The organism is Rhizobium sp. BK181 (assembly GCF_014193305.1).
GTDB lineage: Bacteria > Pseudomonadota > Alphaproteobacteria > Rhizobiales > Rhizobiaceae > Rhizobium.
Genome location: NZ_JACHZA010000001.1, coordinates 917845 through 930889, shown reverse-complemented (window position 1 = coordinate 930889; position 13045 = coordinate 917845). Strand labels below are relative to the sequence as shown.

16 protein-coding genes are annotated in these 13045 nt (G+C 57.8%); 6 read left to right on the top strand and 10 right to left on the bottom strand.

The genetic code is table 11. The annotated features are described in order from the left end of the window. Positions 1-217: 217 nt before the first annotated feature. Together FHT77_RS04640 and FHT77_RS04635 are read left to right on the top strand one after the other, a co-directional pair. The gene (locus FHT77_RS04640; protein ID WP_183752906.1) at positions 218-565 is read left to right on the top strand and encodes a DUF982 domain-containing protein; all 348 of its coding nucleotides are present in this window, start codon (positions 218-220) and stop codon (positions 563-565) included. Positions 566-1040: 475 nt separating this feature from the next. Next, complete coding sequence (locus FHT77_RS04635; protein ID WP_183752904.1) at positions 1041-1553, top strand: hypothetical protein; 513 nt, start codon at positions 1041-1043, stop codon at positions 1551-1553. 7 nt (positions 1554-1560) lie between these two features. Here FHT77_RS04635 and FHT77_RS04630 read toward each other — a convergent pair whose 3' ends face one another. Further along, positions 1561-1791, bottom strand: coding sequence for an Arc family DNA-binding protein (locus FHT77_RS04630; RefSeq protein WP_183752902.1), 231 nt, complete (start codon positions 1789-1791; stop codon positions 1561-1563). A gap of 398 nt (positions 1792-2189) precedes the next feature. On the opposite strand from FHT77_RS04630, the gene FHT77_RS04625 reads away from it, so the two are divergent. Next, positions 2190-2387: a hypothetical protein gene (locus FHT77_RS04625; RefSeq protein WP_183752900.1), complete on the top strand. Its 198-nt coding sequence runs from the start codon at positions 2190-2192 to the stop codon at positions 2385-2387. 119 nt (positions 2388-2506) lie between these two features. Further along, a complete protein-coding gene (locus tag FHT77_RS04620; protein ID WP_183752898.1) occupies positions 2507-2809 on the top strand; it encodes a hypothetical protein in 303 nt (100 codons plus the stop codon). Positions 2810-2936: 127 nt separating this feature from the next. Here FHT77_RS04620 and FHT77_RS04615 read toward each other — a convergent pair whose 3' ends face one another. The 5 genes from FHT77_RS04615 to FHT77_RS04595 form a co-directional block, all read right to left on the bottom strand. Further along, on the bottom strand, positions 2937-3362 hold the full coding sequence (locus FHT77_RS04615; RefSeq protein ID WP_246719649.1) for a hypothetical protein: 426 nt from the start codon (positions 3360-3362) through the stop codon (positions 2937-2939). 274 nt (positions 3363-3636) lie between these two features. After that, positions 3637-4092 (bottom strand): DUF2441 domain-containing protein, encoded by a 456-nt coding sequence (locus FHT77_RS04610; RefSeq protein WP_183752896.1) that lies wholly within the window; start codon positions 4090-4092, stop codon positions 3637-3639. Between the two features lie 62 nt (positions 4093-4154). Further along, complete coding sequence (locus FHT77_RS04605) at positions 4155-4703, bottom strand: hypothetical protein (protein ID WP_183752894.1); 549 nt, start codon at positions 4701-4703, stop codon at positions 4155-4157. A gap of 120 nt (positions 4704-4823) precedes the next feature. Beyond that, positions 4824-5426 (bottom strand): hypothetical protein, encoded by a 603-nt coding sequence (locus FHT77_RS04600; protein WP_183752892.1) that lies wholly within the window; start codon positions 5424-5426, stop codon positions 4824-4826. A gap of 36 nt (positions 5427-5462) precedes the next feature. Beyond that, a complete protein-coding gene (locus FHT77_RS04595) occupies positions 5463-5846 on the bottom strand; it encodes a hypothetical protein (protein ID WP_183752890.1) in 384 nt (127 codons plus the stop codon). A 337-nt stretch (positions 5847-6183) separates the two neighbouring features. On the opposite strand from FHT77_RS04595, the gene FHT77_RS04590 reads away from it, so the two are divergent. Continuing rightward, positions 6184-6342: a CsbD family protein gene (locus FHT77_RS04590; protein ID WP_183753879.1), complete on the top strand. Its 159-nt coding sequence runs from the start codon at positions 6184-6186 to the stop codon at positions 6340-6342. Between the two features lie 50 nt (positions 6343-6392). Here FHT77_RS04590 and FHT77_RS04585 read toward each other — a convergent pair whose 3' ends face one another. Beyond that, entirely contained in the window at positions 6393-7412 is a 1020-nt protein-coding gene (locus FHT77_RS04585) for a glycosyltransferase family 2 protein (protein WP_183752888.1), read from the bottom strand. 17 nt (positions 7413-7429) lie between these two features. Beyond that, positions 7430-8272, bottom strand: a complete 843-nt coding sequence (locus FHT77_RS04580) for a glycosyltransferase family 2 protein (protein ID WP_183752886.1) — start codon at positions 8270-8272, stop codon at positions 7430-7432. 277 nt (positions 8273-8549) lie between these two features. Between FHT77_RS04580 and FHT77_RS04575 the strand changes: the two genes are divergently transcribed. Further along, positions 8550-8735: a hypothetical protein gene (locus FHT77_RS04575; RefSeq protein WP_016552630.1), complete on the top strand. Its 186-nt coding sequence runs from the start codon at positions 8550-8552 to the stop codon at positions 8733-8735. A 130-nt stretch (positions 8736-8865) separates the two neighbouring features. Here the strand turns inward: FHT77_RS04575 and FHT77_RS04570 are convergent, their stop codons facing one another. Beyond that, complete coding sequence (locus tag FHT77_RS04570; RefSeq protein ID WP_183752884.1) at positions 8866-10887, bottom strand: methyl-accepting chemotaxis protein; 2022 nt, start codon at positions 10885-10887, stop codon at positions 8866-8868. 233 nt (positions 10888-11120) lie between these two features. Beyond that, the gene (locus FHT77_RS04565; RefSeq protein ID WP_183752882.1) at positions 11121-13040 is read right to left on the bottom strand and encodes a glycosyltransferase family 2 protein; all 1920 of its coding nucleotides are present in this window, start codon (positions 13038-13040) and stop codon (positions 11121-11123) included. Positions 13041-13045 lie beyond the last annotated feature (5 nt).

The following is a 13045-nucleotide window of genomic DNA, read 5'->3' as shown; positions in this document are numbered from 1 at the left end:
TTTTTTTCCGGTCGGGATGAAAAAGAGCCCCGCTTTATTGGCGGGGCAGGTGGTGACGAGGAAAGGAAAAGAGGGAGTGTGCGTTCCTCTTCTGCGCGGGAAAACGGAGATGGGTCTGCGTTTGTTCCTGTCACCTACCGGACAAATTAGCAGATTCTTAATAAAGCACCTTGACTGGCCAGAATGAATCCTCACCTGATTCGGCCGGAGGTGACGCATGTCGCAATATGTAGGTGAAACTTTCCCCATTAGAGACTGCCTGGTGTGCGTCGAGAAGCGCAACGGAATCTCCATGCGCCGGCACTCGACCCTTGCCGATCTCGCCTATAGCCTGCTTTACCGCTGGCCGGAGGATCATCGAGGCAAGGAATGGGTCGTCGCTCAAACCATGTGCCTAGAGGCCATGGAGGGGTTCAGAGACCCCGAGCAGGCGAGGGCGGCATTCGTGGCTGCAGCTCTGGCTGCCGAGATGCTGATGGTCAAGGAAGAGTATATCCAGGAGCGGCCCGCGAGGCGTCCTGCTAAGGCAAAGCGTGGACAGCGGTCGCTAGACACCAACGCCTAGCCCAAACACCAAAGAACCCAACCACCACACGCCTTTCCCGATCACGGCTATAAAGCCCATGACGAGAAGGAAGGCGAAGATCATGCCCGGGATCTCGTAGCGCTTTATGCTCTGGGCCTCAGACCATTGTGGGCCATCAGCCGATCATAGTAATCCTCGACTTTCCGCATCGCCTCTCGGCCTTCGGCTTCATAGCCTTGATGCGGTTGCAGCCTCTTTCTCGTCCGTGGCCCATGGCCGGACCAAAGCCATTTGTCCTTCATCGGACCGTGCGGCTGCTTCTGAATTCTCCCGACCACAATGTCCCCATCGTACCCTGACCAGTCGGCATCGGTTGGCTCGTCTCGCTCGTCGATCTTCGTTCGGCGCCAGTTGTACTTCGGCTCATATCTTGCCAAGGCTCGCGCCTTTCGCTTCATAGTTGATTTCTACGGCTCACCTGTCGCATATACATAGGATCGGACAGGGGGTTCAAATGGTTCGTGCTCTTCTTATTGCGTCAGCGATCGCGGTGTCATCTGCCGCCCCAGGCTGGGCTGGCTTTCAAAATTGGTCAGTTAAAAAGGAAGCCGACCCCTTCTCGGGTGGCGAGAGCGTCATAGTCGACTTCATGACGTCTTTCCGTTCGGGCGTGTTTGTGCTGTGTGACAGTGCGAAAAAGGGCCTCGTCGTGCGGGCGATCCCAGGATTCGCGTATGACCAGCGCCTCAGTGGTTTTGAGCCCACGTTGAAGTTCGCTTTCGACGGCAAGTTCCTCTTTGACGCTAAAGGGGAAACCGGCTCCGTCGGAGATAGCCTTGCCGCGTCTGAGGTCACCCTCGATGGCGAACAAGCGAAGCAATTTGTTGAAGCCTTCGCCGCAGCAAAGAAGCAGATTGCGATCGACGATGGGATCGCGGATAAGCCTCACCTTCTCACGGCGCGTGGCTCTACCGGCTCAGGGGCGGCAATCGTTGCATGCATCGCCAAACAGACGAGTTCCTCCTGATCGGCCCTTACTTTGCTCGCCTGGACTGGATTACTCGACGCTTTAAGCGTTCGAAGTCCGCCACGATAGAATTCAGCTCCGGATCCGTGGGGTCAACGTCGGAGGCTAAGAAGGATCCTTCAAGGCGGGCGATGATCTCGGCTGTCATAGATCTATCGTTGGCTCGTGCCGAAGCGGCAACCCGTTTTTTCAGTTGTTCAGGTATTCGTAACCTAAAATGTAAGTCGTCCACAGCCATGCCACAGCGATGCCACAAACGACGGTTGACCGATATGCCACCGCGATGCCACAGATTTGTTATGCGTATCGATGGTTGAGCTTAGTTAACGAAAACTGCCGTCAAGCGATACTGCCGGGGGCGAGTGAGTAGTGAAGTCGGCCGAGAAAGAGCGCCCTGGCTCGGCCTGCTTCGAGTTGGGCAATGATCTAAGGAACATGGAAATGCGATGCGATGCAGAGCGTGCCGGAGATGGTGCCGGCGCGAACCACTCTCCTTGTCTAGTTCGAAGGGGGCTTGTGGTTGGTGGTGCGGCGGCGATGGCTGCAGCAAGTTTTGTGAGAGTTGGCAGGGAGGCAGGACCGCACGATGCGACACTGCTTTTTCTGCGCGGGCGGTTCTTGGAGGCGGCTGGCTTGATGGCTGAGGCGGAAAGCCGGGACAAACCGGATTTGTTTCAGGACATGACCAAGGTAGCTAGCGCCATGACGATCATTCCTGCTGTCGGGGCAGAAGCGAGGGGCGCGAAACACGACGTCGCGGGCTGGTCGGCTAGCGATGCCGGCTGGACGATCAGGTTGCCTGGAGACCTGATCTCTGCCCTGCAATCGAATTGACGGAAGCGGAAGGCCCCGACCGGTGTCGAGGCCTTTTCCGTTCGTTCTTGCAAACCTTAGAAGCCATCGCCATCTAGTCCCGACTGCAATTTCCGCAGAATTCGAACGGGGACTGAAGCATGATTGATGGATATCACAGAGAGAAATTTTCCAGCGCAGTTGATTGCCTAGTTGGACTTGGGGACATTCGACAGCGCGTCGAGGCGGCGTTCGTCGCGCTCGCGACTGTCAAAATCCCAGAGTTGCTGGAAGATGTGCGGGCTGACTATGACGCCCTGCACAAGACAGTCACAGCAAAGCCGGCTCAGATCGCAGGCGAGGGCACCATCCGCTCTACTCTCCGCCAAATGACGGACGAGGAAGTGGCCGACGTGTCAGGTCGTATTCTCGAAATACACAACGCCCTTCTTGCTGCTGCATAGGCCTGTCGCCGGACCGATTGCGGACCGTTTCATTGGACAGAAGCGGAACAGGCGCGAACAAACCACATGCGCCTGTCCCGGTTTTGCTGGGTTTTGCGGGAGCCATCGCCGTTCGGGACGTGGGGCGCTACTGCGTTTGACTGTTGGACCGTTGCTCTGGTCGTGGAGCAAGCAGGGGAACGGTCTGTCGCTGAGCAGAAATGATAGCTGCCCTGAGAGTGACGATGCAGATGCTTAGCTTATCCTTCGCGTCGAAGTCTTTGAATTCTCTCAGCCGTCCCTCTTCATCCCTGTTGCTCGGCATATTGGCCAGCGTCGTAGCGATGATCTCGCGATCGTCTTTGGCGAATGAAGAGTAGAAATTGTCTGCGTCGAAGCCGGAAAACTCCGCCTCGATCGAGGGTGTGGGCGAACTTATTCCGCATTTTCGCAAGGGCGCGTAGAGGCGGCGCATATCGCGGCTGCAGTCCGATTGCGATGAGCAGCGTTGCTTTTTGGCTGTAAGTGAGCCCGATTTCTGCCAACGCTGCGGAATCGAAAAACGCAAGCTCAAAGAGCGCTTCCATTTCGGCCTCGATCGCGATCGCGCCCTTTATGATGGCTTCAAAGGCGCTCGCTTTCCCAAGGAGATCATAAAATTCTGCATTCTCAATTCGCTTTAATGGCTTGGGCATGAGGCTTCCTGATTAAGCTGCCTTATAATCGGTAATCTTAGCGCCGAGTTGCTTCCTGAGGACAGGGTGCGGCAAAAGTGACGGGTCTGTTTGAGTCAAAGTAAAGCTCATAATAATGTGGCAGGAGGACATTCGGTCGTGTGACGAGTGGCGTCAGACGCCGGCCACGACGCGCAGGGCTGAGGCTGTCAGTAGCTCACGCTCGCCATCGCCTTCCGCCTCCCAATACTTTGCCGCGTTGAGCCTGGTTTGATCAACGAAGGCCATACCGTTTGCAGGCCAATTCAGGTGGACCAAAGCGCCGGTATGTTGCGAGGCCTCCTCTTCGACGAGTTCCACCTCGTGCAGCACAGATATATAATTGGGGTCGTTCGCAGCCTGATAAGCAGTGGCTTCTTCAAGGGTCAAGAGCGCGAAACAAGAAGAAAGTCGGGACGGCTTGTCAGGAAATAACTGCAGGCGAGCTGTTTCGAAAATTAGTTCTCGAGCGATCAGCCAAGGATTGCCGAACCCATTCATGTTGTAGCGCTTCAGCACGCGGCCCCAGTTGCCGGGCTCGATGATGCTGCCTGCAGAGAGTCGTACAGGCGCGTAGTGATATAGTGGCATTGTCGTCTCGTCTTTGGGTTTTCCGGAAGCCATCGCCGTTGGGGCGCTCGTTCGGGTTACGATCATACTGGGACAGCGATCTGGGGCAACGTTCCCACTTCGCTGACATACCGAGCGAGATGTAAGAATGAGATCCCGCCGAGTACAAGCAGTACAATCGAGCTCAAAGTGAAAAATACCGCCAATACCTGAATGGCTACACCTACCGCGTTCAATCGCTTGGCGGCCTTCGTAGATCGCACAAAAGGTCGTTCCCAGTGAAGCTCTTCTTTCGCCAGAGACCACATGAACGAATACTGACTGAAGTACGCTAGACCTGGGGCCAGGACGGTCATCAGAACGCTCGCGGCGAATAGGAAGAGAGCATCGTTGAAGAATTGCTGCCCGACCGTCCCAGAGATTGCTCGATAATTTGCAGAGAAGAAACCCAGCAACGCGGCGATTGCCCCTGCAGCAGCGAGCGCTGGCGCCCTCATTGCTGCTGTAGAGAACGATCCAACGATCCCGAGGTTATCACCCATCGACTTCCTCTGAGCCTCGTGCGCGATATGCGCATCGCCTCGCAACCACTCCAGTTGCTGGCGACGATGCTCTTCCTCTGGTGTAAGCATTGGCTGAAATTTCCTTGTTGGTTTCAACCATAAGATAAGCGCCAAGATTGAGTCGTAGAAGTCTCTATGCAGCTCTCCACAGTCTCCGAAACTGGGTGGACCCTCGCATTGCGGTGCTGATCACTCGAAGCGGAAATCTTGTCCCGATCGCATCAGTTCGTTCCAGCGCCAGCCATCCGTCATTTCGTTGCGATAGTCGTGCAAAAGCGAGCTATCCACTGGGCTTGCCAAGAATTTTCGCGCCGCAAGGACCTGCTGCTCACGAGGCATCCCTTCAAGTTTGGGGAACAGCCGCTGGGCTTCACTCGCGAAGAAAGCTCCGGTCTGGGAGGGATATACTGCAGCAAACCAAGCAACGAACGCCCCGACCACGATTGGTGATCGACCGGAAGCGATACAATAATCGACGCATGCGGTCAGGATGATGCCATCGCATGCCTCTGCGGTGAGATCCTCCATCAGGTCGTGTGGATCACGATCCGCGTGCTTCACGAAGTTGCGAGGTCTGTTGACGAGGGCGGCGATGTCTTTCGGACTCCACCCCTGCACCTCCTGAATTCGCTCTTTGACCCTGATGGTTCCCATGGCTGATAGGAGGCCATCGCACACCTCCGCCGCATTGGCGGCAAGCTGATAGGTAGCGATCGGCTCGACCAGAAACCATTGCAAATGTATAGCCGCCAGGAGTTGTCTCCTGGCGGCATCCAGCTTGCTTATTTGCATACCCATCTCCGAAAACACGGTAGAACTAAGCGGGGCTCACTCTTTCGAGGAGTAGGTTTTCTCGGGTTTGCTCCTCTCCCTGTAGCCGAGCTGGGTGTTTGCCTCTGCAATGTCGTCTAACCGAGTAGCGCTAGGTTCCACCAGGCGTGAGGCTATATTGAAGTGAGGGTACGAACCGAAGACATCGGGATGCATATGAGCTGCAACTTCAACATCGTTCTGTGAGACATAGCGCCCGCCCCAAGCCTCGATGATGTGCTTTAGTGGGCGGCTCTTTTTAGTTGCCCCCTGTATCTTTGTCTGGGCGTCGAGCCATTGGTAAGCGATCCTAATGCAGTCGTCGCTTTCGTGATGGATATCTACTTTCGTAATATAGCGGGTCTCCAGCTTCGCGGTGGCAATAGCTTCGGTGCTTAACATTCAAAATCTCCTTGGTTGAAACGACAGGAGAAATGGGGGTTTGGGAGTGCGAAGACAAGCGGCCTCCGATATCTTACAATATATTGTGGGTTAGAAAGTGTGCCGCTCTCTGAGCCCCAAAATGAGCCCCTAACTGCGCCCCATCGTCTATTTCGCGTTAGAAATTATTGAAGCAAAACAATTAACGCGGTGAAAGTTCAACCCCCTTCACCCGCTCCAAAATCAACGATTGTTAGCCGAACATCTGCCGACGGTTTCCCGCCGCGCTGCCAAAACGGATATGCGAAGTTGCGGAACACTCCGACGCCGCCGTCGTTAACTTCCAGTCCAACAACGCATCAAGGAGCAGTGGGGCAAACTCACCGACGACGACCTTGATCAGATTGCCGGCAAACGCGACCAGTTGGAAGGCAAGATTCAGGAGCGCTATGGCATCGAGCGCGATCGCGCGCGGCGAGACATCGACGACTGGTACGGCCATCAGACCTGGCACTGATCGCCATTAAGCCCGGAGCTAGCCCTCCGGGCTTTCCACGTCTTATAACCTCACGAAATGAAATCGATCTTCGTCATGAAGCCACGATCTATGAGTTGTTGTGGTTCGTCATAGCGGATCGAGTGATCATAGCTGAAATCGATTTCCCCTTCGCGATCGAGGATATCCATCATTTTCTGATAGTGCTCGGATGCATTGTAGTGCTGCTTGCCCTCCGCCGCTTCCGTTATCTTCGCCTTGTAATTGGTGTAGAATTTGAAGTGCAGAATAGCGCCCCAGATCGAGGGGAAGTTGCGGCCGTAGGGCAGTGGCTGGTGCGGGCTACTGCCAAAAAAGCACGCCTCGTCCCAGAAAATGACGGGGTACTTGATGAGCTCATTGCCCTCGGAAAACTTCCGCCGCCTCGGACCGCCTTTGATACTGATGCCGCGTTTGGTAAGCGTTGGCAGGTAGCTGTCGCCATCAAAATAGCGCGAAAATTGCCAAGGCCTGTCGACGGAAAGCGAGCCTTCTGCGACTTCGCTGAGCTTGGGATACATGTCCAACATGGGGGCTGCCATTCGCTTCAGGCCCCTCGTTTCAAGCGCATTGAACAGCGATGGCAACGATCGTTTGAAACAGTCGTCGTAGACAAGGAATTCATCGGAATCGACGTTGACGTACCATCGCCCAAAACCATAGATCGAGAAGAGACGCTCCCTCCAGTTTCGACCCCGCCGCGCCTGGCCATACCTTATCGGCGACGTCCAGACGTCGACATCCGGTTCGCTCAGCAAAGCCTCGCGTGTTCCGTCGGTGGAAACGTCGTCCACACAGATGAATCGTGTTACGCCCAGCTGGCGATAGTGTTGGATGAACGCGCCTAGAAGCGCAGTGTCGTTATGCGTAACAAAGACAAGCGGCACATCGGCTGGCGCAAGGGACTTGATCTCGCGAAGCGGCTGCATCGTCACATCGCTCCGATTACGCCTTTCGCGCCGGGTTACTCGAAACGTCTCGTAGTCGGTCCGGAGGCGATCGAGGAACGACCGTGCAAGGTCCGGCACGCCAGAGGGGAATGGGTAGTTCATGAGCTGGACACCGACTCCTAGAAGATCCAAAGCAGCTTATAGCGCGTTTTCCGGCGTGCATCGTTCCAACACATCCTGAAAAACTTCGCTCTCGTCAAAAGGCCAACCGGCGGTAGTTTGTCGACGAGACGGTAGCAGCCAAGAGTGTATGTCAGTCGCTGCGAAAGCTTGTCACGGAACCCCTTCGCCCCGTACTTTTGCTGCGAGCCGGATCCTTCCCTGAAATCAAGGGTGGGGCCGGAGACATAGGCGACCAAATCGCGAACAACAAATTCCGAGAGGACATAAGACGCAAAACCCCAAGGATTGCCGAGCTCGTACCAGCGCGCCATCAAGATGTCGACAGATTGCGATCTGAACAGGCCGTAAATCCACTCCGACGGAAATGTCAGGTTCCGTGGGACACGTCCTCTTGCGTATGACTTCTGGAAATCGAATATGTTGGCTGCCGGGCTTTTCAGCTTAAAGCCCTTGTCGTTGAAGCTCTTTGTCGGGCAGGCGGCCAGCAACTTTGTGCCGTCCGCGTCAAGCGCCTCGACCAACCTTCCCAGGAAATCCCGAGATGAAAGGTCGTCCGCTGCCCTGAGGCAAAAATACTCTGCTTCAGCGCCGAGCTTTACGGCCTTGGCGAAATTTGCCTCGGCACTCAGGTGGGCGTCGTTCGATACGATGGAAAAGCGGACGTCTTTCTCGCAAAAGCGCTGCGCTACCTGCAATGTCTCGTCCGTCGAGCAGTTGTTGAGAACAATGGCCCGGAAATCAACGAAATCCTGATCCGCAATGGATTGCAGGCTCTCCTGCAAGGTCGCGGCACCGTTAAAGACCGGAAACATCACAGCAACTCTGGCATTTATCGGCATAACATCACCACAGACACGAAGAGAGCCGATACCGGCGAGCGACAGGTTGCTGGCTTTAAACCGCCGCTGATTTACCTCCTTGGCGCGGAAATGCAACGATTCCGTCGCCAGATGCCGTGATCCGCCTAAAAGGACGTCCCTAAGACGTAGGCCTGCAGCAAACCGCAGTAGTTGACAATTCTCTAATAAACATAGTTAATTTTTAACTATTCTCCGATATCACGGGAACGCAGACGACCCCTTGGTCGTTGTCGGCATGATCAGGAGGAGTGGCAGCATGCTTTTGAAGATTTTCACGGCAAAGCGCGAAATCCGGGACAATGGCGATACCGGCACCTACGCGGACGGCTACCATGCCCCGGAGGTGGTTCTTGCGTCAGCGCGCGAAGACGACCGTGCCTCCTATGAGCGTGACTACGGTCGCGGTCGTAAGGTCGAGCAGATCCCGCTTGGGTTCGCCTGAGTTCACATTTTGGCTCGTCTCTCGGCGCAATTCGGCGCCTGCAGCGAAGCCATGACCTTTGATATCGGAAGACTGTGAATGAGAAGGGCGGCATTGAGCCGCCCTTTGTTTTTGATCGATATTGCGGGGATCAGAATTCCGTCCAGTCGGCATCGTCGCGGGCGCTGGACGGCGTACTGGCTGCCCCGAAGGCGCTTGCGAGCTTTTGCCCGAGTGCCCGCGCCGGTGAGCTGGTGGGGCGAGTAACGCCTGCGGTAGCAATGCGCACGGGCGCCTTTCTCGTCGCGATCGGCGGTGAAGCCGGGCGCGGTGTGGAATGGATCGCGGCGGATGGCATCGGTGCAGCGGCCCCGGTTGCACTGAAGTTGCCGGTGCCGGTGAGCTTGAACTGGTCGAGCAGATGGTTCAGCGCCGCTGCTTCCGTCGCGAGCTTGTGGCTTGCCGCCGTGCTTTCCTCAACCATGGCCGCATTTTTCTGCGTTCCCTGGTCCATCGTGTTCACCGCCGTGTTGATCTCCTGCAAGCCGGTCGATTGCTCGCGCGCCGCTTCCGCGATCGCGTCGACGTGTTGGTTTATCTCCTGAACCTCATGCACAATGGCATCAAGCGCCTTGCCGGTTTCCCCGACAAGCGACACGCCAGTCTGCACGTGATCGCCGGATGTCGTGATCAGCGACTTGATTTCGCTGGCGGCATTGGCCGAGCGCTGCGCCAGTTCGCGCACTTCCTGGGCGACGACGGCAAAGCCCTTGCCGGCTTCCCCCGCGCGAGCGGCCTCGACGCCGGCATTGAGGGCGAGCAGGTTCGTCTGGAAGGCGATGTCGTCGATAACGCCGATGATGTTGCCAATCTCCGCGGAGGATTGCTCGATCTGTTGCATGGCGTTGACGGCCTTACGGACGACCTGACCGGACTTTTCGGCACCGGCGCGCGTGCGCTTTACGAGCCCGCGTGCTTCCTCGGCGCGTCTTGCGGCATCCTTCACCGTCGTGGTGATTTCCTCGAGGGCAGCGGCTGTCTCCTCGACCGAAGCTGCCTGCTGCTCGGTCCGTTTCGAAAGCTCGTCCGCCGAAGCGCGGATCTCGCTTGCGCCTGCCGTAATGGCGCGGGCATTGGCGCCAACCGTCTGCATGGTATCGTTCAAGCGCAGGACAGAATTGTTGAAATCCTGCCGAAGGATGTCAAGATCGCCGACGAAGGCCGTGTCGATCCGCGATGCGAGGTCGCCCGCGGCCAGCCGTCGCAAGCCATCGCCAAGTGCGCCGACTGCGCGCGATAGGTCAGCGGCATCGGTTGCGCGCTGCGCTTCGCGCTCACGGCGTTCACTGTCGCTAAGACTGCGGCTCTTCTCGGCCTCGCCCTCAAGCCGGATCCGATCAAGAGCGTTGTCGCGGAAGACGGCAACTGCGCCGGCCATCTGGCCTACCTCGTCGCGACGATCAAGGCCGTCGACATCGCTCTTCGTGTCGCCCTGGGCAAGCTGCATCATCCGGTCCCGCAGACGAGCCATCGGGGCAGCGATTCCCGCCTGCGCAATCCATACCGAGAGACCGAGCACGCCAATGACGGAGAGCCCGATCAGCGCGAAAGAGAGTGTGATGCGCTCGTTGACGGTAACGGAAAGCGCGTCGCCGCCATCGTTCAGCAACGCCATCAGCGCGTCGTTGTTGGCGATCATTTTTGGGGTGACGGTGTTCAGCTTGGCGTTCAGCATGCTTGCCGCAAGCTGTGCGCCCGCACTGTCCTTCGCCTTTGCAAGGTCGATGACCTTGGCGGAAAGCGCCTCCATCTCACCAATTCCGGCGAGGATGTCGTCGATCGCTTGCTTGCGGCCTGGGACCAGGGCGGCGGCCTGTTCCAGGCGTTCGCGCGCCTGGGGCATTTTGCTGGGCGCTGCGACCGCTGTATCGAAAGCAGGCGTGTCCGGCTTGAGGCCAGCGATCAGCGTTACCTGAAGCACGGCGGCAGTCGCCGATGCGCTGGCGCGCGATGCCTGCATGGCCGCCAACGCCTCGTGATCGATGAAGGCGCTGTAGGTGGCGTCGGCACCACGGAATTCGGTGATCACATAAGTGAGGCCTCCGAGCGCGATCGCGCCGAGAAGCGCGACAACGGAGATGATCTTCGTCCTGATTTTGAGGTTCATCAGCATGGATATGTCCAGTCGCTTGATCCGACCGATGGGGGCCGGCTATGGCAGCATTTTGAGAGGCAGGGCATGTCGCGGGATACGGCACGGTGGTATGCCTTGAAGGCTCGACATGCGCATCATGCATTTCGGCCCGCAAGCCGGCGTCGTCCCGGCGAATAGAATGGGACATTGTTTAATGCGGCCCTAACGCTTGGCGCCAATCCCAGGAAAAATCTGCCTAGGGCTGAATAACGCTAGAAGCGGCGCAACTTCTCACTGCTGCTGACGGGGATATGGGGCGTCTTGTCCCAGAAGAAGGGTTTCCTTGGCAGCTCGAAAAGCGCACGCCATGACGCGACCGATATCATCATCCAATAGAGCGGAACATAGAGCCAGCGCCAGCCGACGCTGCGCTTTTCCTCGCGCAGCATCACGACACTGCCGAGCAGCAGAAACAGGCCATAACTTGCCGCCATGTTGGCAAGATCGAGCAGGAAGAGCGCACCCTCGCCGGTGTCGGTGGGCGGAAAACCGAGCGCGAGGTAACCGGCGGTGGTGACCAAGAGCATGATCAGCCAGGGATGGGTTAGCGAGGAAAGCAGCATGCCGCCGATCAGCAACTGGAACATCAGGAAGCCGCCCATGCCCATTTCGCGCAGGAGGCGTGCCGGCTCGCGCATCATCACCAGCCAGGTCTGTAGCCAGCCTTTGAACCAGCGAGTCCGCTGGTTGAGCCAGACCCTGAACGTGGCCGGGGCATCCTCGTAGGTCGGGCAGTCGATGACGCCGCACCTGTAGCCCAGCCTATAGAGCCGCATGCCAAGATCGGCGTCCTCAGTGACGTTGTGGGGATCCCAGCCGCCGCACGCCCTAAGGTCGGCGACGCGCATATGATTGGAAGTTCCGCCAAGCGGTACCGGCATGCGCCGTCGTGCCAGCATTGGCAGCAGCATACGAAACAGGGCAGCATATTCCAGCGCGAATGCCGCGCTGATCCACGATGCTGATCCGTTGGAAATGACGAGCGGTGCCTGAAGGCAGACGACATCAGGCGGGCTCGCGGCAAACTGCGCATACGCGGCACGCAATTGGTCGGGGTGGGGGCGGTCCTCGGCATCGTAGATCACCACGAATTCGCCCCGCGCGCCGGCCAGAGCGTAGTTCAGCGCCTTCGGTTTCGTACGCGGATGGGCGGGTGGCACCTCGACGATCTCGAATTGCGGTTCAAGGCGTTCGGACCTCAATGCCTCAATCGTCGCATGATCGTCCGCCTCGCACACCAGCTTGATATCGAGCCTTGACATCGGCCAGTTCAGCCGGCGAAGCGCCCTGACGAGTTGGGCTACCACGTCCGCTTCCCTATAGAGGGCGATGAGGACGGTGTAGACGGGAAGACGTTCCGATGCGGGCAGGCTCGGAACCCCGCTCTTGCGGTCCACTAGGGCGACCGCTCGGACAAGGATTGCGGCCAGGTAAAGCAGAGAGATCGCCGCGTGCAGGATGGTCAGACTGAGTGTGCCTGTTGCAAGGGCGAAGGCAAATGCGCAGACGCCTGTCCCGGCGAGAAATCCCTGCTTGCCCGACAAGACAATCCGGGCGCTGAAGCGAGCCTTGTCCTCGAAGAGTGTGGTTACACTTTCTCGCAGCCGCCTGACGCTGCCGGTTCCCCATACCGCGGCTCGCAATGCGGTCGGCGTCGTGATGACGATGCTGTCGGCCAGTCCCGGCTTCTTCTCGAATAGCTGCGAGAGTGCCGCGAGGTTTCGAGCCTCCGGCACGATCGCGAGCATGCCTTTGTTGATATAGGTGAGGCGGACGCAGCGGGCCTGTGCGAGCTGGCTGTCGAGTGCCTTGTCGTCGTTGACGAGGGAACTGTCGATTGTCGGAAGAAATGGAAGCCGAAGCCCGCGTGCGAGCGCGGCGTAGTAGCTGTCGGCGTCGACCGCCCCGCCGGCAAGCAGTTCCTGTTCGATGCTGGTGCCGTTGCGGCGGGCGAGTTGCATTGCACGGGCGATTGTCGGCTTGCCGATGCCGAGTTGCAGCAGAACCTCGGCTTCCTGCTCATAGGAGTCAGTCGCTACGCGCGCCGGTGGTGGCGCGTCGTGGCGTATTGAATGATTATACAAGCGCGTATGGGCCTCGATGCCGCCCGGCGCATATTCCCCGACACGCATGACTC

Excerpts from the sequence above, each read along its gene's own strand:
- FHT77_RS04610 (WP_183752896.1), bottom strand. The coding sequence starts at position 4,092 with ATGCCACTATATCACTACGCGCCTGTACGACTCTCTGCAGGCAGCATC.
- FHT77_RS04635 (WP_183752904.1), top strand. The coding sequence starts at position 1,041 with ATGGTTCGTGCTCTTCTTATTGCGTCAGCGATCGCGGTGTCATCTGCC.
- FHT77_RS04630 (WP_183752902.1), bottom strand. The coding sequence starts at position 1,791 with ATGGCTGTGGACGACTTACATTTTAGGTTACGAATACCTGAACAACTG.
- FHT77_RS04595 (WP_183752890.1), bottom strand. The coding sequence starts at position 5,846 with ATGTTAAGCACCGAAGCTATTGCCACCGCGAAGCTGGAGACCCGCTAT.
- FHT77_RS04605 (WP_183752894.1), bottom strand. The coding sequence starts at position 4,703 with ATGCTTACACCAGAGGAAGAGCATCGTCGCCAGCAACTGGAGTGGTTG.
- FHT77_RS04565 (WP_183752882.1), bottom strand. The coding sequence starts at position 13,040 with ATGCGTGTCGGGGAATATGCGCCGGGCGGCATCGAGGCCCATACGCGC.
- FHT77_RS04575 (WP_016552630.1), top strand. The coding sequence starts at position 8,550 with ATGCTTTTGAAGATTTTCACGGCAAAGCGCGAAATCCGGGACAATGGC.
- FHT77_RS04600 (WP_183752892.1), bottom strand. The coding sequence starts at position 5,426 with ATGCAAATAAGCAAGCTGGATGCCGCCAGGAGACAACTCCTGGCGGCT.
- FHT77_RS04570 (WP_183752884.1), bottom strand. The coding sequence starts at position 10,887 with ATGCTGATGAACCTCAAAATCAGGACGAAGATCATCTCCGTTGTCGCG.
- FHT77_RS04625 (WP_183752900.1), top strand. The coding sequence starts at position 2,190 with ATGGCTGAGGCGGAAAGCCGGGACAAACCGGATTTGTTTCAGGACATG.
- FHT77_RS04585 (WP_183752888.1), bottom strand. The coding sequence starts at position 7,412 with ATGAACTACCCATTCCCCTCTGGCGTGCCGGACCTTGCACGGTCGTTC.
- FHT77_RS04620 (WP_183752898.1), top strand. The coding sequence starts at position 2,507 with ATGATTGATGGATATCACAGAGAGAAATTTTCCAGCGCAGTTGATTGC.
- FHT77_RS04640 (WP_183752906.1), top strand. The coding sequence starts at position 218 with ATGTCGCAATATGTAGGTGAAACTTTCCCCATTAGAGACTGCCTGGTG.
- FHT77_RS04580 (WP_183752886.1), bottom strand. The coding sequence starts at position 8,272 with ATGCCGATAAATGCCAGAGTTGCTGTGATGTTTCCGGTCTTTAACGGT.